Below are 19,428 nucleotides of genomic sequence, written 5' to 3'. Positions count from 1 at the left end.
GAATTATAGAAGTATCCAAAGTACCCCTTCAACAGCTTCAGCTATCACTAATGCATCTCCTGAATCTAATTCTAAATCATTTACTAGATAGTTATAGAGTTTCTTTCTTACAGTATCAACAGCTAAATCAGGTATTTTTGCAATGTAATCAAGCTCGTCCGCAATATCATCGGCATGCTTTCTAAATGCTTTTGCAGCACCTTCATCTAACCAACCAATAATCTTTGAGACCACCCATGAGCCACTACGAATTCCTTGAGCTAAGGCTCTTACTGCCGCAGAAACAATTTTACCTTTAATACCTTGAGTAGTGAATTCTCCACTAACCTCTTGATTTTTCACCTTAACACTTTCTTGTAGTGGAGTTGTGTAAGCGTATGTATTAGCAATAGTTACATTTTGCTTCACTGACTCTTCTTTTTTAATTTCTTTTGCGCTCGCAAATGGTGCAAAAAGTGAAACTGAAAGGGCTACTGAGGATAAAGCCAATATACTTTTTTTGAACATACTTCACAATCCTTCTTTCTCTTTATTTTTTTGAAACTATTATCAATATTATCAAAAATTTGTAAAATTAAGGATAGTGTTTTTCTCACCTTTTTGTTCCCCTCATTTATGCCCATGTTCTTTGTGAGGTCGTTGTTATTTCACCAACGAGCATCCGAGGTCGTGGTTGTTTTGTCTACGACCTTATTGTGGTCGTGGATTGAGTCGTTGCTAATTTGTCAACGAGTGATACAAGGTCGTATACGTATTGGGTACGACCTCACAAATTTCTCTGTTATTTGTCTTGACTTTTCTTTTGATTTTTTGCTTGATTGGTTGAGACTGTGGACAACGGCTGGGCAAGTTGTCTGCCTGAATTTGCTTGTAAAAAAATAAACAAATTCAGGCAGGCGACTGAAACTTGATTGTATATCCACTTGTGGTATCCGTGTGTATCACCCTATTTGCCGTTGGTTATTCCCCAAACAAGCCTACTGTGTCAAGTGTCCCTAACAGGTTCAGAAAGCGCAAAGTTGCGCTCTCTTACTTGTGGCTTGTCCTGCATCGTCAGAAACGATACACCCTTCCTTCGTCAGCACTTAATGGCAGCTTTCGCCTTTCAGATGCATGTGTAAATAGGGAAACACAGAAGGCATCCTATCCTCATTTATTGCGTCGGCTGAGTCACTACCCTGTCAAGTTTTACGTGTGTTAGCGCATTCCACGGCAGCCTGATCCTTTAAAAAAGGCATCACTAAAGACAACACCTTAATTCAGGAGTATAGACTGACTTTATTTAATTGTAAGGAGACCTGCAAAGTGCAGATCCCTTCTATTAAACTGCTAACACTTCATCATCTGCTTTCCATAAGATGAAAATGTCTACATACTCTCTTCTAAATGAATCTTCATCATTCTTGATTACAGTGCATTCAACTACATCAACATCTGGATATTTCTCTTTAACATGCGCAACAAAGTAAGGTAAAGTTTTTTTATAGTCACAAGATAAACCAGAAATTAAACACTTGTTCTTCCTGTCATAAGACTTCAATAAGTAAGAATAATAAAATGATTCCATTCAATTCATCCCCTTGATTAAATTGTTGAGTTTAAATACAATGGGAAGGTATCAACCCTTTTACGATTAGGAGAGTGTGCCCGCACTCCCTAATCACCCAAACCAAGCTACAAACTGGATACATATAGCCGGTACAGCTACAAGTAATACTCCAAAAGCAACCTTACAGAACCACTCGTTATGTACCTCAGTTTTATTCATCAGCGTCAGCTTCCTCTACGTCATACTCACCAATCCTACACAAATTATCGCTAACTCTAGGGATAACCGTTTGTCCTCCGCCCATTTCAAACATCACATGTATATGATTAATTGCCATTTGCAACATTGATTCTAAATTGTCTCTTGCGTCCTCTATATTTTCACCATCTATATTGAAGGAAACAGGAATAGTGATTTCAGTATGTATGTTGAAGCGCTTTGTAGGCGCTCCATTATTACTTGTTTCAATGAAATTAACTTCTTCTGATTTGTTATTCAGGATGAAATGGTGAAAGTGATTAGCTATATCCTCAAAGCGTTCCTCGTTAGTGATTGTCCCTAAGCTCGCTACGTTAGTTCCTACAGTGTGTCGGTTAATTTGCATTGTCAGTATCCCCTTTAGTATGTTTTGTTTTTGTCTAAAATTTGAAACTTGTCATACGTGATAAACAAACGACGATCATCAATAAGAACGTTCCATAAGGTTGTGTGAAGTAACTTAGCAACCACTGCATCAGTCAGACTAACGAGACTTTTGTATTGGATATCTTCACCTAAGAAATCAGAATGAAGGCTATCGTATGTCCCATCTCCTCTTTTTAAGACGTGATACAGATGAACTTGACCCTCTTCAGCACCAATTGCGAACTGCTTATAAAAAAGTATTGCAGGTAAATCTCCTAAGTCACTTCTGCGAATGATTATGTGTTTCAAATAAACGCCCCCTATAATGTTCTTAAGGTCATTTTTTTGAACCTTATGCACATTTCACTGTGCCTCATGTCTTTATAATAAACAGTGCACTGTGCAATGTCAACAATTAAATTGCATTTTATTTTATTTGCTGTATACTTTTATTAAACAAAACCATTGAAATAAAAGGAGTCGGAGTAATTGATTAAGGTTCATTTATCAAGAGTAATGGGTGAACGGAAAGTAAATATAGCAGAGGTTTCACGATTAACTGGTCTCCATAGAAATGGAATATCCAGGCTTTATTACGAAGAAACTGATGGTATTAAATTTGATACTCTTGAAAAGCTATGCAAAGCCCTTGATTGTGAAATAACTGATCTATTAGAGATAATAGAGGTCGAAGACACAGACTCTTAAACAAAAGTATTGCAATAGCTGTTATACTGTACGGAGAGGTGAACGGGATGGAGAACAATATGCTTCAAGCAATATTGGATGAGATAAAGAAAATTGATAACAAAATTGATGGTGTGTCATCTGAATTAAAGTCATTTAAAAAAGAGATGCACGAATTTAAAGAAGAGATGAATGAATTCAGAGAAGAAACAAAAAAGGAATTCAATCAGATTAATGTTAAATTAGACAGACTTGAAGAAAACCAACCTCAAGATATTACAGCTCATCTTAAACATATACAAAATGTAGACAACAAAACTGAGCTATTGAATAAAAGATTGTTTGATGTTGAAAGTCGATTGAAGAACTGAGTATTTTCACCGACGTCGGCGAATTTGAGAAACGGACGACGTAGTCCTATTTGCGACAACATAAGGGGATGGAATAAGTGAGAATCAGTAAGATTAGAAGCTTTCTGTATAAGTCCTCACGTATCTTAGGAGACGTTCAAGCAGCTAAGAATGGTACGTTAGGTAAACGTGTGGCAAGACGTGCTGCAGGTAAAGCAACGGGTAAATTATTTAGAAGTATATTCAAATAAAAACACCCCCTCACAATTTGTGAAGGGGTTATTTTAACTATTTAGTCTTAATACTTCTCAGAAAAGCACTTCTGTTCTCAGTGGCATTTGTAAGCATTGTTGCATTTTCATTTAGCCTTTGTACTAATGCTTCTTTAGCTTTCCCTTCAAATGAAGAGAGTAAAGCAACATACACTTCAGCTATAACCTGTTGTGCTGAAGAAAAGTCTGATGCGTTTTTTGTGTCTTCTTTTAGGCTCTGACAATGAGTTTTTAAACTTGAACCCACAATTTTTTTTAATTCCTCATTCTGTTGTAACCGTCTGTAAAACTCATCTGCATCCATATTAACTCCATATGGCAATTTAAATCCCCCTTATAACCGTAACCAGCTTGCTAATTCATTATCCTTATCTTTTAAATCCTCAGCCATTTTAACAATGAACTCACTAATATCCTCTAAATCTCTAATCAAATAATGAAGAGAAGCCTCAGTTTGATACTGTTCTTCTGAGTCATAAAATGCTGCCCCATCTTTCACATAAGGTGCGTGAAACAATACAGCTTTATCAACATCGCTTGGATCTAGATCCTTGAATTCTCCTAATCTCTTCCCGCAAATAGATTTTACGTCATAAACCATTTTGCTGTGATCAAGAGGGAATCGTTCAATTGCTTGTTTCTTTGTTTTTAAGTCTTCGATAGCTGCCTGTAATCGTTTAGCCAATTCTTTTGCATACTTAGCATCCACTTTAATGGTTTGCCCATTCATACCTGAATAAGATGAGAACGCTTCGATATTCTGGTTATAAACACCGTTGCTGCCATCAACACTCTTGATGTTACCATTCTTATCAAATGTAAAGTTGGAATCATTTAAACTATGAGTATCAGGATTTTTTGCAAATGCTTGGCCATAGAAGGAAGTAATAAGACTCCCTAGAACACCTGGAATACCTAAAGATGTATTAAGCCGGTTAGCTCGATCTTGACGTGCGATGCTTGGGTCTTTCGTGTATATAGTTGTTCCGTTGTGTCGGTCGTATTCTAAAAACCAACCTGAACCCACCATATCATCAGGATTAATGATTGCTTTGTGATACAGATCAAATTCGCCATTTCTGATTTTCTTCTGTGTTTCTTTATCATGCAGCTTAACAATGGAAGGGTTGTTAAAAGCCACACTGTAAACGCTATTGTTTACACCAGCGTATTCCGCATCTGCCCCTCCAAGTGAGTGGCCTGTTGTCGAAATCACTGTGTTAGTGCCAGCATATTTTTTCACTTCATTGGCAACGAGCTTATCACCTTGATCAAATTGAGATGTCTTAGTGACAATTTTGTATTCTCCGCTCTTTATCATCATTGCTTGTTCCATACTGCCGTTATACTTGGCAATAGCTTTAGAGTTTTCAGATGCATCTTTTTTCATTATGTATTGGACTTTCTTTTTCGGGTCTTTACCCATTACTACGTTGCCGCCATCTGCACTTATAACATCAGCTTTAATTTGTTCCTGGTTTGTTCCTTGAAAACCTACAACCACATTTTCTGGTTCTTTTGGTTTTACCCATTTACCTTCTTTTTTCTTGGCTTGGACAAATACGTAAACATCTAGGCCTGTATCTGGATCTTTTTTTATCTTGTCCACGTAAAAAGCCTTGTTTGATCCATTTTCGATTGGAGTCTTATTTTCATAGGCTTTTTTCATTTTCTTTTCACTGTATGTATTTTGACTGAGAAAATAATAGTCTTTATCTGTTAAATTAGGTATGTCAGTCTTTGTATTCATGTACAATACCCCTTCCCTCATGTAAAATGTAAGACAGAAAGGATGGTTTTATGAAAAAATACATAATTATCCTTATAGCTCTGGTTATTATAACACTTGGAGGGATATTTATGAAGGAACAACACGACAAAAAGATGGAAGCCCAAGAAACTCAGCAAAAGGAAGAGTTGTACTCTTTGGCTAAAAAAAGAATGACTGACTTTATTAAAACAAACTATAAAGATATTGAACGAATCAATTACACTGACGATTATGAAATTAATCCAATGGGCGGCATTGAAATCAATGGTTACCTCAATGGAAATAAGAAAAAAGAAATCTGGGGAATCTATGATAAAGGAAATGATGAAGTAGGTTCATTTACTGTCGATGCCACACGGAAACCTGAGTGTGAAGATAAAATATGTAAGTATTAAACAATCATCCCCTTACAATAAGTAGGGGGATGATTTTGTTATTGGATCAGAGTATTTCCTTCAAAACAACATATTAAATTGCCGAAATGTGGTAAAATAAAATCAACAAAACCTATTTTTTAACTAAGGAAGAGAAAAAATGACTGAATTGTATGATTTTAAGACACTTGCAATGGAGTACCCCTCTATATTAGACAACGTACTTATAGGCAATGGATTTTCAATTGAATTTTTTGATAACTTTAAGTATGGTGGACTATATGATTATCTAGTAAAAAATCAATTATTAGCCGGACAAGAACTAGACTTATTCCAAGCGTTTGATACGACTAATTTTGAGTTAGTTTTAAACTCACTTCTCACCGCACAAAAAGTTAATCAAACATTGATAAAAGTCACCGACTATTTAGATGAAAGATATAACACAATTAAAGATCTACTCATTAAAGCAGTTACAGATATACATCCTTTATACAAGCAATTACACAATAATAAGTTAGCTTGGAGCCTCAATGTATTCAAGAAGAATATTTTCACCACTAACTATGACTTATTATCATATTGGGCTTTATTAAGATTAAAACGTAAGCCCTTTGAAAGGAATATACAAGACGGCTTTTCCTACAGAAATTCAAGCGATGAGACATTGAGTTTTCAACCTACTACCTTTAAAAATAATCATATAAAACTACTTCATCTGCATGGCGCACTTCATTTTTATGAAGACCAAGGAGAAATCATAAAGATTAACTCTAAAAGTGAAGATTTATTAACAGAGATAAAACAAATGTATGAAGAGAAATTCTTTCCTATTTATGTCTCAGAAGGCGCTTCAGAAAAAAAGCATTCTCAAATCAAAAATAATTATTATCTAAGGTATTGTTTTAACAGTCTTTTCAAAGCTGACGGCGGCATAACAATTTTAGGACAAGGGTTAAATCCAATGTACGATAAGCACTTGATAGATACAATAAAACGTTCAAAAGTAAATTATATAGCTTTTGGAGTTTATTCTACTGAAACTGATTCTAGTCAATTTATTATAGAGAGTATTAAAAATCACTTCGGCAAGTTAGAAGGTAAAGAGCTCATTTTTTATGATTCAAGGACTTTTTATGAGTTTACAAGGAGAAAATCTTGGGAGCATTCCCCCTTCCAAGCACCAAATAACAATGAGTACTACCCAATATTTAATGAACAAGAGTAGCTCTATCCATTTAAGGATAGAGCTTTATTTAATCCTGTATTGTTGTTAGTTCCCCGTCATCGAAATATAAATATCTGTTGCCGCTATATATCCATTGTTCATTAGTTCCATAAGCTGTTGTTGTTTTGTTTACATCTAAAGGTTTTCCCCAGTCATCCAATAACAACACATCTGATTTTGACATTCCAATTTGAATTGTTTTTTCATTATGATCAGTCTCACCTTGGCTTAGTTTCACTTCTGTTGTATTAATAAGGGTTGAATCTTTATCATCATTTTGATACCTATAAACCTGTAATACATTATCTTCGGGTTTTGCAACTGGATCATATTTTATTGTATAACTGTGTGTCTTATCATTTTTATTTGGCAACACAAATACTTCATTTATTGAGCATGATTTATTCCTTCCACATTCAATAACATTTAACCTTGAATTCTCTTGGATTGTATCAGTGACATTCCCCAATAATTTTAACTTTTCCTCATCAGATAAGTCTTTGAAATTGGATTTTGCTGATAACGAGATATCATATACATGACCAGGTATTTTTTCCACTTCTCTCATCCATACATCATCAAAATATTCACTTACTTTTTTATTATCCTTAGTTTTTTGAGCAATTTCATCTAGCTTTGAAGTGTCTAATCTGTTTATGTACATAGGTATGGATACTGCTAACCCTAGTATAACTATAAGGAGAGACACAAGCCCAATAACCTTCTTTTTTTTCATGTAAACGCCCTCCTAAAAAGGACTCCTATTGGAATCCTTATAAATAAAAATCACTTTTTTGTATAATCAATCTTCTTTATATATCTAGTAAATACCCATCCCTGCTGACTTTCTCCCTCTTCATTCAGAAATAAAACTAAACTCCAATTGCGTTTTTTCTCTTTTACTGCCACAATTTCTGATTTATTTAATACATACAAAACATTTGAGTTGGTTTTTGGACTTGAACGCACAACTAAAGTTTCTTTTGTAACCATTCTATAATTCTTTTTAAGCTCTTTTTCCATAGGAATTTCTTTAAGTACTGCTTTGGCCTCTTTTGTTGTTTCAGGCTTTTTTTCTATAAATTCTTCAATAATAAATTTATTAGTCAGTGCCTCAGTGACTGGATTTAAAACATTGTTACACAAGAAAATACCAACTAAAATAATTGCAGGAGTTTTGGGTTTTTCAATTAATTGCTTTATATAAGAAAATAAATCATTTATAACAGCAAGAAACTCTTCTCTAGATAGCGCATTTGGGTTTGAAATTGCACCTAAAGAATAGTTTACTTCCTCCATTACTTCTTCAGTGAGATTTTCTAACTCTGTATCATCCTCATTAATTTCTTCCGCAAAAGTTTGGGTGAAGTTTGCTGCAAGTTCTTTTTGTATTGCATATGATTTATTTATAAGTGCTTTAATTTCATTTATTTTTAATTGAGTTGATCCCATGTTTATTGTTTTAAGTGCATGGAAAACGTTATGTGCTCTAAAATAAGAAGATGGATTTTGTAATGGCAAACTAGCAGCCAAAGATATAGATGGATATGATTTTGCCAAATTAGAAAATACTTCACGGCTTGGCATAATGACATAATTGGCCTTAAAATTTGTTGGAACTATTTGAGCCAATGCAGACATGACATGAAAAGGATTAGATTTAAACCTCAAATTTATATCTCTTAAAGTACTATTTAGATATTGTTGAGCTGTTATCAAATCTGATGGTTTGTCCATTGAATTTACCCCTTTATTACTTTAAAATAGTCATTTTTTTCTTGACCTCCTATAATTATACACTATCCCCCTTCAAAAGTATTTAAACAAAAAAAAGGCGTACTTCCCACTCAATAAATGAATGAGAAATACGCCTATGTTATACCATGTTAAAATTAAGTCCTTTTCCTCTCAGACCATTTGTGATCTGTTTATAAACTAAGTTCGCTGTCTCTTTTGCATTGTTGGCTTCAGTGATTGTAAATTGGAGTTTTACATCATTATTAACCGTTGAGTTTTCAGTATTATTGTTCACTATGGAATTTGGTACATTTGTTTTTACATTTGCATTTAGGTTTGGCAATCCATATTTCCCAGCTGCAAACGATACAGAATTGAGAATATCTTTGTACTTGCTTAGGTCGGGTTTAACTTGTTTCTCAGCTTCTAAATCACTATTAGATAGCTTACGCACTTCTTTTACAGCTTGAAGCATGTTCTCTGTATCTGTCTTATTTAAAATAAGTTCTTTGTCATGCAGGAATGCAAGCTTACCAGCACCTAAGCCTGTTCCAGTGTATCCTCCTGTATCAAATGACGATACTTTTTTACCGGTTGTGTTCCCCTTAACTACTGTGGAGAGGGCATTTGAAGCCTCTTTTAGCTTATCAATAAGGTTGTTTGAAATACTCTTACCGATAGACTCCATATTGCTGTTAATAAACTTTGAAAACTCGTTCAATTGCTTGGTGATATCAGTTATCTTTCCATTCATGAGTTTGTCTTCAATCTTCTTAAATGCTCTTTCGTCATTCGTTAAATTGTCGTACTTATCATTTATGGCGTCCTGATCTTTTTCAAGCTGATCCTGTAGGGCTTCTTTTCGTTTTGTGTTGCTACGATCTTTAATGAATTCATCTAATGCTTCCTGTTGTTCTTGAAGCTGTTTCTCCAGGTCTTTGACTTGCGATTTAGCCTCAGAGGAGTCGTCCATGGAAAGTTTATTGATCTTATCTTTTGTTTCCTGTATTGCTTGGTTTTTCTCCTTCAATTCCTTTTGATACTTAGCTTCGTCATCAGTCTTGTCTATCTCATCAATCTTATCTTGAGTTGCTTTCTGATGCGCCTCTAGCTCAATGTCACGCATTTTTTCGTACATCTCTTTGTAGATGGATACAACTTCATCAGCTAATGATTTATAGATGTCCTTGATCGACTTCTTGGTGTTATAAAGCTCAAGGTTAAAATCTTTCTGTTTATCTTTCCAGTTTTCGATCTCATCTGTAATTTGCTTCTGAATTTCAGGGAAACCTTTCGCAGCTTTCTTTTGTGCTTCCAGTTGCTTAATATACTTTTTAGCTTCGGTTTGTTGCTGCTGGATTAGTTTAACCTGTTGACTGTAATACTTAACTTTATCCTCGTCTTCCACAGTCATCTGAATCTTATTATCAACATCTTTTAACTTTGACTCAGTTTTCTTTGAAGACTTTTCAATTTTGTTAAACGTTTCATCAACTTTAGATTGAATTAACTGCCCTTGAAGCTCTCTTACTTCTTCTTGGAAATTGATTAGATCAATCTTTGCTTGCTTTAACTCTTCTTTAAGTTGAGCTTTCTGTGCAGAATTAAGACTCTTATTGGTGCTGATTTCTTTTTGAATCCAGGCAACCTTTTGACTTTGTATCTTTTGCTGCTCAGTTAAAGCCTTTTTCTGTTCAGTTGTATACTTTCTAAATTCTTTACTGTCTGACAAGTAATGACTGGCTAAAGCTTGATTCTTAGTGATCTTTAAATCATAATCACCAATACGCTTATCAAACTCATCAAGTTTAGATTGGACAATTTCATATCGGAGCTCTTGAATTTGGTCATCAACCGAATCAATATCTCCCTGTAATGAAACAAGATCAGACTTAGCTTGAGCTATAGCTTGTTGTCTTTCTGCCTCTGCTGAGGAAGCATCAGATATGGACGTTCCGACGCCCTCCATATACTTCTGAGGATCAATTGGAGTACCATTTTGTTCAATCTGAAGGTGTAAATGTGCTCCTGTTGAGTGCCCTGTGCTACCTACTTTACCAATTGTCTGTCCTGATTTAACTGTATCCCCTGCACTTACTTTTAATCCTTTTTGCATGTGCATGTACTTCGCAACAGTACCGTCATCTTGTTGAATAACTACCCAGTTTCCAGCTGTCTTACTATAGCCAGCAATTTGAACCTTACCGCCAAGCAATGCTTTTACAGGATCGCCTTGTTTTCCGTTTGCGAAGTCTACCCCTTTATGCGGAGTCGAGCGAAGTCCCTTCTCTTGTTGACCAAACTTAGAAGTTACTTTGAAATTTTTCTTATAATAATCAGCTACAGACGAAGTTGCTGATACTACACTTTTATTGTAGTTGGCCATGATTTTCTTAACGTAATTCTGTGTTTCTTTAAAAGGAGGGATTCCTCCATATTTAACTACGTTACCAGGCCCAGCATTATATGCAGCTAAAGCTTTTTGAACATTACCGCCAAACTTTTCAAGCTGTTGAGCGAGATACTTTGTTCCGCCCATAATATTCTGATATGGGTCATATGCATTGTTAACACCTAAGCTTTTGGCTGTTGAAGGCATCAATTGCATCAAGCCCATCGCACCCACACCAGACCTAGCTTTACTATTGAAACCAGACTCTTGCTTGATTACTGCAGCTATTAGAGCTGGATCAACGTTATACTTGCTTGCTGCAGAGTTGATATAGCTTGCGTATTTACCTGAGTAGGAACCAGTTGAGGAATACGAAGAACCTGAAGAGGAAGAACCAGTTGAAGAGGTAACAATTCCGTATTGAGTAATGTTGCCAGATTTAATTTGATCTTTAAGAAGCTTTGCCTGTTCCTGCATAAGCTTTTTCTTTTGTTGTAGAGCTTTGATTTCTTTTCTTAATGAGTCTCTATACTTTGCAGACCATTTAGCATAATCATTCAGTTTCTTGTTCTGCTCATCAATCTCGGCATTAACTTTTTCTAATGCTTCCTTGTATTTATCAACAACATACATGGAAGTTTTTACTTCTTCAGAAGCTTTTTCCGCAGATGAAGACATATCTTCCATTGATGTACCAGTCTCTGATAGGGAAGAAGAGGCTAAATTAGCTAATTTATCAAGTTCATTAAGTTGATCAGTAATGTCAGTAACTTGATTTAAATCTTCTTGAGTTTTAGGAAGGTATTGAATTGCTCCGCCATTACCTTTTTTCATTTCCTCAAGAATTTTCTGCTTTTGTTTTTCAAGATCTGATTTCAAATTATAAGCATCTTGAACAGTCTTGATCGCTTTAACTTCGGATTTATACATATTAATCTTCTTGTTTAAAGCATTAGCTTGATTTATTAGATCCTGCTTAACAGACTGTTGCATGTCATTGTATGCTTTTAGCTTGGTGTCACGCAGCTTAACAACTGCATCTCTGTTTATTTTCACAACGCCATTTTCAATTGAAATAGCGTCTGCAAGATCGTTTTCCTTCTGAATTAGCTTCATAGCTTCAGAAGCTGAAATACTCTTACCTTCTGCCATTTTCTCAAGCAATTCATTTAAAGGGGAGATGTTATCAGCCATTGTGTCGTATGCTTCATTTTGCATTACTGAAATTGCAGCATCGTTTTGTTTTGAATCAATTAGCTCATCAATGATCCCTTTTATTGCTTCAAAATCACCTTTGGCCTCATTGAGCTTATCAGATAGATCGCCTACTTGTTCACCTAAAGCATCTACACCTTCGCCGTTTTCGTCCCAGGTAACTTTTGCGCTCTTTGCAGAGCTGTTAGTTGAGTCAATAGCATCCTTTAAATCTCCATAAGAAAGCACAAGCCCATTATTTTTGTCTTTTCCGCTCAGAGCTTGATTTATAAGCTGTTCAAGCCCTTGTGAAGCTCTTGAGAAGTTATCTTTGTTTCCTGATTGTAGAGCCTTTTGTATCTCATCCATATATTTTGCTACATTAATGGAAAAAGACTCAAGTTCCGTAGGATTCATTTTACTGAAATCAATTTTATTAAATGCATCATTAATTTGTTTAGAGAGGTTTGGATTGATCTTTACTGAATTGAAAGCATCAACAGTTTGAAGCACTTGCTCTCTGATTTTAGCCTGATAGCTAGACAGTTCCTGTTCAGTACGAAGAGCATCTTGCTCAGCTTTAATTCCTTTATTTTTAATTGAACTGTCATCTGCAAAGGGATACTCGAAGAATGACCAAAAATCTTTACCTTTGGAGTAGGTATCAGTCATCTTTTTGTATTGATCAATTTCTCCCTGAAGACTCTTAATTTCTTTTAAACTATCTGAAAAAGTGTCTTTGGCACCTGTTTGTATATCTTTCTTTTTGAGATCTGCAAGTTCTTTAGTATACTGAATAGCGTCTTTTAGAGCGTCATTGTTTTTGATTATTGCCTGACCTTGTGAATCGTATCCTGCAACTAAATTTGGGAAAGTCTGAGCTAGTTGTTGTGTTACTTGAAGGTATTCTTGTTCTTTTTCAGAACTTAAAATACCTGATTCTTTTGCTTTTTGAAGCTCTTTATATTGAGCAATTAACTTATCAGTCGAATCTTTGTTTGTTGTTATAGCCTCAACGCTTGTATTCTGACTGGCTTCAAATTCTTCTCTAGCTTGTTTAGCTTTAGAATACATTGAAATGACTTTTTCCAAGGCAAATCCAATTGCTGCAAATGCTAATCCTACACCAGTGGAGGCAAGCATCCCTTTCCAAGCAACGGAAAAGGCTCTTGTGGCGATGGTAGCTCTAGACATACCAGCCTCTAACCCAATTGCAGCTCGTTGTGTCTCAGTTAGCGAGCCTGCTCCAAATACCATTGCAGTCTGAAGGAGTCTCATATTCTTATTAAAGGCAACTAATGCAAAGTTGGCTGTCATAAAAGCTGTTGGAAGGAACCCGATACCTTTGACCACAGAACTAATAGCTCCCAGAAGATCACCTAAAGCTGATGTAGTAGCGATAAGTCCATCCGAAATAAATGCATCACCTGCAGCAATAGCAAGCTCTGTGAACTTGTTTTGAAGTTTATTTAACCTTGCTTGGAGGCTGTCAGCATACTTTTCTTGCTCACTCCATGCACTGCCCGCAGAATTGGCAGCAGTTGTAGCTGCATTTTGAGCAATAGAGAAATTGTTCATCATTGCATTAAAACGAGATAACTGATAAATGCCCGCAACACCTATTGATGTATTCTGTTTCTGAGCATCACTTAACGTATCCCATTTGTTAGCAACCTCACCAATTAGTTCACTTGCAGACTTAGCTTCGCCCCCAGCTGTTTTAACTGAGATACCAATCTGTTCTAACGCTTTAATTGAACTTTGATTATTCCCAATCCGTGCGAAAATTGTCTTTAAAGAGTTTCCTACGATATTCCCTGATTCACGTGTTGTACTAGCAATTGCGGTTGTGTAACCGATTAAATCATTTAATTCCACACCAAAAGTTGATGCAGTTGAACCAGCTTTTCTAATACTATTAGCCAAATCCATTGTACTAACGGCATAGTTGTTATCAACTTCATTCAATTTATCAGCAATTGAGATTGAATCGCCGGCTGCAATATTAAAGTTGAGCATTGCAGCTGTGAGTGTATTTACTGTATCAGTAGGAGTTAGATCAGATACGTTTTGAAGAACTTGTGCTGTTTTAGTAAGAGTTGATAATTCACTCTCATCAAAGCCCATTCTCCCGAAGTCACCTGTCATTTGAAGGATATCTGAAATTTTATTTGAGAGGGTATCCCCTAAATCAATTGAAGTTTGAAGAAGATCATTGAATTTATAATCAGGTTCGTCCATAACACGGCGAATATTCGTCATTAGGGTGTCAATTTGAACAACCTGGTCAACCATTGATTTTAGCGCAGTTACTCCACCAAACCAGGCAGATCCAGCAAGCATATATGCAGGCATCCCAGTAAACGCTTGTTTGAACGTCTCACTAAAGCCTCTCACTTGTCCTGCAGCTGTTCTAGCGTTAGCTTGAATTTCTCTGAATTGCATACTAAGGTTCTGCATTTGCCTTGAGATATTAGGAGTACGAGCACTTAATTGATTTACTGAATTGATGTAATTTTGAAGAGCTCTAGAGCTTTCAGGACTGATTGAAGTCCCGTACCTGTCATTAAGTGACTTAACGTTTAATTGTGCCTGTCTTTGATAAAGACTAATCTGATGTTCAAGTTCCTTTGTTCTTGCCTTTAGAGCTGCTGAATCATCCAGGTGTTTCATTCTATTAGCGATCTGATCTATTTGTGAGGTTGTTCTTGCGGCATTAATGGAGCTGGAAAGTCTATTGAGGACTGCTGCGGAGAGTTGCCCTTTTTGTCTGAGCTGTTCAAGTTTCTGATTTAATTTTTCAATTGCCTTTTGCTGTTGATCATAGTTTTCAACTGTTTTGACTGAAATAGTTGATCCATGCCTGTCTGTACTATGAGTAACATCTTTAAATTCATCTTTATACTTTGTTACAGTTCCAGTCACACGGCCTGTAGCATCTTTTTTAGTTGTTTTCTTTTGCGCCTGACCTAAACGTTCTAATTGCCGTGTAAGTTGACTAGCCGCCTTTGATTCTCTCTCTAAGCTTTTAGTCGAGTTATCAATAATGGTTTTAGACTTCTCATGAATCTCACCGCTACGCTTATACTGCTGTGTGAGTCTTGTTATTGAGCCATCAGCATTTTTTGTTTCTGTAACGTTTTCTTTAATCGTCTGGTTTAAATGTTGTAATGCCGCTTCACTTTGTTTAAATGTAGCTGCTATTCCTTCTATAGTTTTTATTGCTTTAGTGTCGAAGTTTACTTTAACTTCTAAAGGTTTAACTTTATTTTGGAGTAAGGCTACATCTTTATTTAATTGTTGTACCGTCTTAGTTGAGGTATCAACAGTTGGGGTTAAAATGATTTTTAAATTCTGAGACACTTATTCTTTCACTTCCTTATAATTTTTCAACAAATAAAAAAAAGAAGTGCCTCAAAATTTAAAGCACTTCCTTCGTCTACTTAGTAGGCTGATATTTTCCTATGTATTTCACATACACTTCATAATGCCTCCCCCAGTCTCTAGGGGGATAAAGAACTTCATACTCTTTGTCTTTATGTACAATTTTCACTCCACTGTTAAGTTGCTCATTTGGAGGACAGAAAATCATATTGGTTACATCAGTGATTCTTCCGACAGCAGTTGGAGAACTAATGGATTCTACATAAGGCTGAAAAGAACACTTGTATGGAATCAAAGTTTCTCGATTTTCATATTTTGGCGTTCCTATTTCAGTAAATTCCCCTGTCTTAACCCTTTCAACTTTAACAAGATTATAAACATCACAGTATCTCATTGATCATCCTCCGGCTGTTACATGAGGGATTTTATATCTGTCCAATTCAAGCTTAATATCACTAGGAAGCGAATCATAATAATTTTCTGAAACCCCTCCTCTTGTTTCAGCTTTTGTAGCTTCCACACCTTTTAATCTATATTTAAAAACAGCTATATCTTCAATAACGCTCAATAGATTATCAGAAATCTCATTCTCTTCAATTTCACAATAATTAATCACAAATCGCCGAGCTCTTTTTAAATAGAGCTCTAAAAGAGCATCTTCAGTTGTATTATCAATTTCTAACAGTAATTTAATGTTTGATAATGAATCCACCTTATTCACCTGTTTTCTCAGTTTTCTTCTGCTTTCTTACTGTTTTCTTCTTCTCCTTGTAGCCCTGTTCTTTATAAATTAAATTAAATGCCTTGTCTGTCAGTTTTACTTCATTACCATTTGGATCAATGTAATCTTTCATGTTTCCGCACCTCATATTATTATTTTTCAGTTAAAAAAAGAGAGGGTTTCCCCTCTCTCAAAATTAACCTTGTGTAGTTGCTTTAGGTGTGATTGCTGCAAAAGCATCTTCTTTAATTGGCAAGAATCCAAGTCTCATAGTTGCTTTAATGGCAATCATATCGTTTTCTGCAAGTGAAAGAGGTTTTCCATCTGGCATTGTTTGGCTATGTAAAGTTGCTTCTTTCAAGATTTCATATTTAATTCCTTCACGAATACCAACTAAAGAATAGTCGAAGTTACCCATGATTAAGTCAGCCTTAGTTTTATCAAAGCCTCCTTTTGATGCGAACTCAACTGTGCTGCCATAAAGTTCATTTTGTGTAACTCCAGGGACATAAATCTGATTTCCATTTGTATCTCTAAGCGTTCTCAATGTATTCTTAATACCTCGATGTCCAACATATCCAGTCACATCATGTCCTGCCTCCTCAACTAAAGCCATTGCATTGGACACATCAATATCAAACGATTCACCAGTTCCGTTTACAACCAAGTTTTCAGAAGCTTCTGCTACACCGAAAAGACTTTTAGCGAAAGGAGAATTAATACCAAATAGTCCAGCTCCATCAATGGTAAGATAGAACGCTTTTGCAATTTCAGGAGTGATTTCTTTAAATACATCAATAACAGTGTCACTTAGTTTTTCTTTAGTCACTGGCATAATAACAGCGATTTTCTTCGCTACAAGCTCTGGATGAATCCATTGGGCATTAGAAGTTTGGATTCTCTCACCTTCTCCAACCCAGTAAGCCCCTGGCCCTTCTGTTAAAACAGGAATTGACTTTCTATCTGATTTCATAGGTTCAACTTTAGACAGTTTTAAAAGAGTAGATCCTTTTGTAACTTCTTTCAAAATCTCTTTTTGTTGTTCTTTTGGTACGAAACCTTCTAATTGATCTTTTAAATATGACATATTGTATTTCCACCTTTGTTTTTATTATTTTCTTGTTTGGTTTTCATAAATTGCTGACATAAAACTAGAGGAACTGCTAGATTGGTCATTGTTGTTAGAGGAAGGCGGTGTATAGCTGCTATTCTTCAATCGGTCTTCAACCTGTTCTTGAATATACGGCTTCATTGCCTCTTCAAATTTTGTCAAGTTCTCTAAAGTTGCTTCTTCTTTTTCTGAAACAAACAAATCAATTAAGTCAGTTGGGATCTTCTTCTCTGATGCTGTCTTTAATGCAATAGTTCTCATTTTTTCAATTTTGGCATTACGCTCAAATTCTTCATTTTTCAGTTCAAGTTCCCTAATTCTTTTTTGCTCAGGAGTTTCATCGGGATAGCGTTTCTTAATTTCTTCTTCAAGTTTTTGAGGAAAAGTGCTCTCCATCCATGTGTTTAAACTTGTGGAGAAAAATCTATCTTTTTCTGATTGCATCCATTTTTTAGCGTCTTCATCTGCTTCAACAAACTGTTTAACACCTTCAAGTGATACAGACTGTAGCCCTTGGAGATATTGTTTTACCTGTTCATTATCTTTTTGTTCTTCTAAAAACTTTTTAACATCTTCTAAATTCATATCAATTCACTCCATCTGCCCTTTCCAGTGTCAATGACCCTAAAAAGTGCATATTTTTGTATAAGAAAAGACCCTATATTATAAAGGATCTTGAATTTTGTTATTCTCTAGAGATTTAAGCTTCTTTTGATGTTCAATTTCTTGTTCTCTTGCATATTCTTGTTCTTGTCTCCTCTTCTGCATCTCTACCGCAGGATTTTCAACAAATGGTATTTGAGCTAAAATGGTTTCCCATGAACATACTTCAGACAATTTGCTTAATGAATCAGCTAAAGCAGTAATATCTGAAGGGATGTTCATTGTTAATTTTAGCTTGATCTTTCTATGATCGTACTCTTCGCCATCTTTGATTTTGATGAATTTAAAGAAGTTCTTTAATCGCTTCTTAATCGCTGTTTCCAACATAGCTTGCATCAGGGAACATTTATTTTCTAAGGAGATTAATCTTGATCTGAGGGCTGCAGAAGACAGATTAGATTGAAGTTTTTCATTTGTATCTACGTGGCTAGCCAGCTTGTACATTTTTTCTTCAAGTTCTTTAAGCAAATTCTGCACAAACTTATCATCAATCTTCTTGATAAGGTAATCAACTGTTGCTTGTGTAGGGACTTGGAGTATGCCAGTTTTCTTAAATTTCTGTGCTTCCTCTTCAGTAACTTTAGCACCGGTTATTTTCAAAAATGCCTGTCTAAAATCTGATACTTCATTTACCAGGTCAGATAGCGTGTTATTATAGGCATCATTTTCTGATTGGATATCATCTAACATGCTTTTTCGCTCATGATTTGCAGAGGTTACTTCAATTGGGGGTGTACCGAAGATATGGGTTCGCTGATCCACATAGGTTAAATTGTCGCTTCCGTCAACATCAAAATGCAAAATCGAGTTACTTATGTAAACGTCTACTTTTTCATTATCGGAAAACAAGTCGTTTTTATAGATGTGTAATGCTAAGATGACATCTTTTTCAACATCGCCTTCTTCGATTACAAAGCAATTCATTGGTGTTAACACTGCACACTTAAACTCATTATCTCTTGTAGTATATTGAATTTCATATGCCTCACCAAATTTAGTTGCTTCAAGCATTAGTTTTTGATCATGAACCTTTGACCAATGAGAAAAACTGTAATCAATAACTTCGATTAAATTATTGTTTCCATCTGAGCTTATGTATGTAACGGGATTTCCAAGTGCATATGCAATTTCGTCATGAATAAACTTCTTAAAGAAATTCACAACAACTTTCATATTACTTCTGCTATCATTCATAGCGTAATTCCTGATTATGTTATGATTCCCGTTATAGTAGTCTTCATATTTTTTATAAATCTCCTGATTTTCTCTAAGCTTTCTAAGGCATTTCCTTAGCAATTCCTCTAATTCAGGAGTTATTTGAATTTCTTGATTTCTTTTTCGCTTTAAAACTGAATCAACTATATTTCTCAA

Annotated in this window: 19 protein-coding genes; 4 read left to right on the top strand and 15 right to left on the bottom strand. The window is 35.4% G+C overall.

The features are described from left to right. Positions 1-3 precede the first annotated feature (3 nt). The 4 genes from SB658_RS04990 to SB658_RS04975 all read right to left on the bottom strand — a co-directional run bounded on the left by SB658_RS04990 (position 4) and on the right by SB658_RS04975 (position 2,482). The gene (locus SB658_RS04990; RefSeq protein WP_064815004.1) at positions 4-507 is read right to left on the bottom strand and encodes a hypothetical protein; all 504 of its coding nucleotides are present in this window, start codon (positions 505-507) and stop codon (positions 4-6) included. A gap of 814 nt (positions 508-1,321) precedes the next feature. Then, on the bottom strand, positions 1,322-1,567 hold the full coding sequence (locus tag SB658_RS04985; protein ID WP_208476265.1) for a hypothetical protein: 246 nt from the start codon (positions 1,565-1,567) through the stop codon (positions 1,322-1,324). Between the two features lie 193 nt (positions 1,568-1,760). Further along, positions 1,761-2,153: a hypothetical protein gene (locus SB658_RS04980; protein WP_153912185.1), complete on the bottom strand. Its 393-nt coding sequence runs from the start codon at positions 2,151-2,153 to the stop codon at positions 1,761-1,763. A 14-nt stretch (positions 2,154-2,167) separates the two neighbouring features. Next, a complete protein-coding gene (locus SB658_RS04975) occupies positions 2,168-2,482 on the bottom strand; it encodes a hypothetical protein (RefSeq protein ID WP_208476264.1) in 315 nt (104 codons plus the stop codon). Positions 2,483-2,662: 180 nt separating this feature from the next. Between SB658_RS04975 and SB658_RS04970 the strand changes: the two genes are divergently transcribed. Both SB658_RS04970 and SB658_RS04965 read left to right on the top strand, forming a co-directional pair. Continuing rightward, complete coding sequence (locus tag SB658_RS04970) at positions 2,663-2,881, top strand: helix-turn-helix domain-containing protein (RefSeq protein WP_166849125.1); 219 nt, start codon at positions 2,663-2,665, stop codon at positions 2,879-2,881. 47 nt (positions 2,882-2,928) lie between these two features. Beyond that, positions 2,929-3,231: a hypothetical protein gene (locus SB658_RS04965; protein WP_208476263.1), complete on the top strand. Its 303-nt coding sequence runs from the start codon at positions 2,929-2,931 to the stop codon at positions 3,229-3,231. Between the two features lie 267 nt (positions 3,232-3,498). On the opposite strand, the gene SB658_RS04960 is transcribed toward SB658_RS04965, so the two are convergent. Continuing rightward, positions 3,499-3,804 carry a hypothetical protein gene (locus tag SB658_RS04960; protein WP_064814998.1) on the bottom strand — a complete coding sequence of 102 codons (306 nt, stop codon included), beginning with the start codon at positions 3,802-3,804 and terminating at the stop codon, positions 3,499-3,501. 12 nt (positions 3,805-3,816) lie between these two features. Continuing rightward, positions 3,817-5,232 (bottom strand): lipase, encoded by a 1,416-nt coding sequence (locus SB658_RS04955; RefSeq protein ID WP_410601252.1) that lies wholly within the window; start codon positions 5,230-5,232, stop codon positions 3,817-3,819. A 50-nt stretch (positions 5,233-5,282) separates the two neighbouring features. Here SB658_RS04955 and SB658_RS04950 point away from each other — a divergent pair, with 50 nt between their 5' ends. Both SB658_RS04950 and SB658_RS04945 read left to right on the top strand, forming a co-directional pair. Next, on the top strand, positions 5,283-5,648 hold the full coding sequence (locus SB658_RS04950) for a DUF1433 domain-containing protein (RefSeq protein ID WP_326219458.1): 366 nt from the start codon (positions 5,283-5,285) through the stop codon (positions 5,646-5,648). A gap of 139 nt (positions 5,649-5,787) precedes the next feature. Next, positions 5,788-6,855, top strand: coding sequence for a DUF4917 family protein (locus tag SB658_RS04945; RefSeq protein WP_208476124.1), 1,068 nt, complete (start codon positions 5,788-5,790; stop codon positions 6,853-6,855). Positions 6,856-6,883: 28 nt separating this feature from the next. Here SB658_RS04945 and SB658_RS04940 read toward each other — a convergent pair whose 3' ends face one another. The 9 genes from SB658_RS04940 to SB658_RS04900 all read right to left on the bottom strand — a co-directional run bounded on the left by SB658_RS04940 (position 6,884) and on the right by SB658_RS04900 (position 19,428). Further along, positions 6,884-7,591 (bottom strand): hypothetical protein, encoded by a 708-nt coding sequence (locus tag SB658_RS04940; protein WP_208476123.1) that lies wholly within the window; start codon positions 7,589-7,591, stop codon positions 6,884-6,886. Between the two features lie 50 nt (positions 7,592-7,641). Further along, positions 7,642-8,592, bottom strand: a complete 951-nt coding sequence (locus tag SB658_RS04935; protein ID WP_208476122.1) for an SH3 domain-containing protein — start codon at positions 8,590-8,592, stop codon at positions 7,642-7,644. Positions 8,593-8,731: 139 nt separating this feature from the next. Next, a complete protein-coding gene (locus SB658_RS04930; protein ID WP_410601248.1) occupies positions 8,732-15,541 on the bottom strand; it encodes a phage tail tape measure protein in 6,810 nt (2,269 codons plus the stop codon). A gap of 76 nt (positions 15,542-15,617) precedes the next feature. After that, on the bottom strand, positions 15,618-15,956 hold the full coding sequence (locus SB658_RS04925; RefSeq protein WP_017697633.1) for a hypothetical protein: 339 nt from the start codon (positions 15,954-15,956) through the stop codon (positions 15,618-15,620). Between the two features lie 3 nt (positions 15,957-15,959). Continuing rightward, positions 15,960-16,274 carry a head-tail connector protein gene (locus SB658_RS04920; RefSeq protein ID WP_017697634.1) on the bottom strand — a complete coding sequence of 105 codons (315 nt, stop codon included), beginning with the start codon at positions 16,272-16,274 and terminating at the stop codon, positions 15,960-15,962. A gap of 1 nt (position 16,275) precedes the next feature. Continuing rightward, positions 16,276-16,416 (bottom strand): hypothetical protein, encoded by a 141-nt coding sequence (locus SB658_RS04915; RefSeq protein WP_017697635.1) that lies wholly within the window; start codon positions 16,414-16,416, stop codon positions 16,276-16,278. 63 nt (positions 16,417-16,479) lie between these two features. Next, positions 16,480-17,370 carry a phage major capsid protein gene (locus SB658_RS04910; protein WP_208476120.1) on the bottom strand — a complete coding sequence of 297 codons (891 nt, stop codon included), beginning with the start codon at positions 17,368-17,370 and terminating at the stop codon, positions 16,480-16,482. Positions 17,371-17,394: 24 nt separating this feature from the next. Further along, positions 17,395-17,979: a DUF4355 domain-containing protein gene (locus tag SB658_RS04905; RefSeq protein WP_208476119.1), complete on the bottom strand. Its 585-nt coding sequence runs from the start codon at positions 17,977-17,979 to the stop codon at positions 17,395-17,397. Between the two features lie 78 nt (positions 17,980-18,057). Further along, complete coding sequence (locus SB658_RS04900; protein ID WP_208476118.1) at positions 18,058-19,428, bottom strand: phage portal protein; 1,371 nt, start codon at positions 19,426-19,428, stop codon at positions 18,058-18,060.

This window comes from Bacillus sp. SIMBA_008 (assembly GCF_046535495.1).
Classification (GTDB): Bacteria; Bacillota; Bacilli; order Bacillales; family Bacillaceae; genus Bacillus; species Bacillus subtilis.
This window is presented reverse-complemented; position numbering and strand designations above follow the sequence as displayed.

What these genes read in the sequence shown, in the direction of transcription:
- SB658_RS04945 (WP_208476124.1), top strand. Translation starts at nt 5,788, where the DNA reads ATGACTGAATTGTATGATTTTAAGACACTTGCAATGGAGTACCCCTCT.
- SB658_RS04955 (WP_410601252.1), bottom strand. Translation starts at nt 5,232, where the DNA reads ATGAATACAAAGACTGACATACCTAATTTAACAGATAAAGACTATTAT.
- SB658_RS04915 (WP_017697635.1), bottom strand. Translation starts at nt 16,416, where the DNA reads ATGAAAGATTACATTGATCCAAATGGTAATGAAGTAAAACTGACAGAC.
- SB658_RS04950 (WP_326219458.1), top strand. Translation starts at nt 5,283, where the DNA reads ATGAAAAAATACATAATTATCCTTATAGCTCTGGTTATTATAACACTT.
- SB658_RS04910 (WP_208476120.1), bottom strand. Translation starts at nt 17,370, where the DNA reads ATGTCATATTTAAAAGATCAATTAGAAGGTTTCGTACCAAAAGAACAA.
- SB658_RS04965 (WP_208476263.1), top strand. Translation starts at nt 2,929, where the DNA reads ATGGAGAACAATATGCTTCAAGCAATATTGGATGAGATAAAGAAAATT.
- SB658_RS04985 (WP_208476265.1), bottom strand. Translation starts at nt 1,567, where the DNA reads ATGGAATCATTTTATTATTCTTACTTATTGAAGTCTTATGACAGGAAG.
- SB658_RS04990 (WP_064815004.1), bottom strand. Translation starts at nt 507, where the DNA reads ATGTTCAAAAAAAGTATATTGGCTTTATCCTCAGTAGCCCTTTCAGTT.
- SB658_RS04940 (WP_208476123.1), bottom strand. Translation starts at nt 7,591, where the DNA reads ATGAAAAAAAAGAAGGTTATTGGGCTTGTGTCTCTCCTTATAGTTATA.
- SB658_RS04925 (WP_017697633.1), bottom strand. Translation starts at nt 15,956, where the DNA reads ATGAGATACTGTGATGTTTATAATCTTGTTAAAGTTGAAAGGGTTAAG.
- SB658_RS04935 (WP_208476122.1), bottom strand. Translation starts at nt 8,592, where the DNA reads ATGGACAAACCATCAGATTTGATAACAGCTCAACAATATCTAAATAGT.
- SB658_RS04905 (WP_208476119.1), bottom strand. Translation starts at nt 17,979, where the DNA reads ATGAATTTAGAAGATGTTAAAAAGTTTTTAGAAGAACAAAAAGATAAT.
- SB658_RS04980 (WP_153912185.1), bottom strand. Translation starts at nt 2,153, where the DNA reads ATGCAAATTAACCGACACACTGTAGGAACTAACGTAGCGAGCTTAGGG.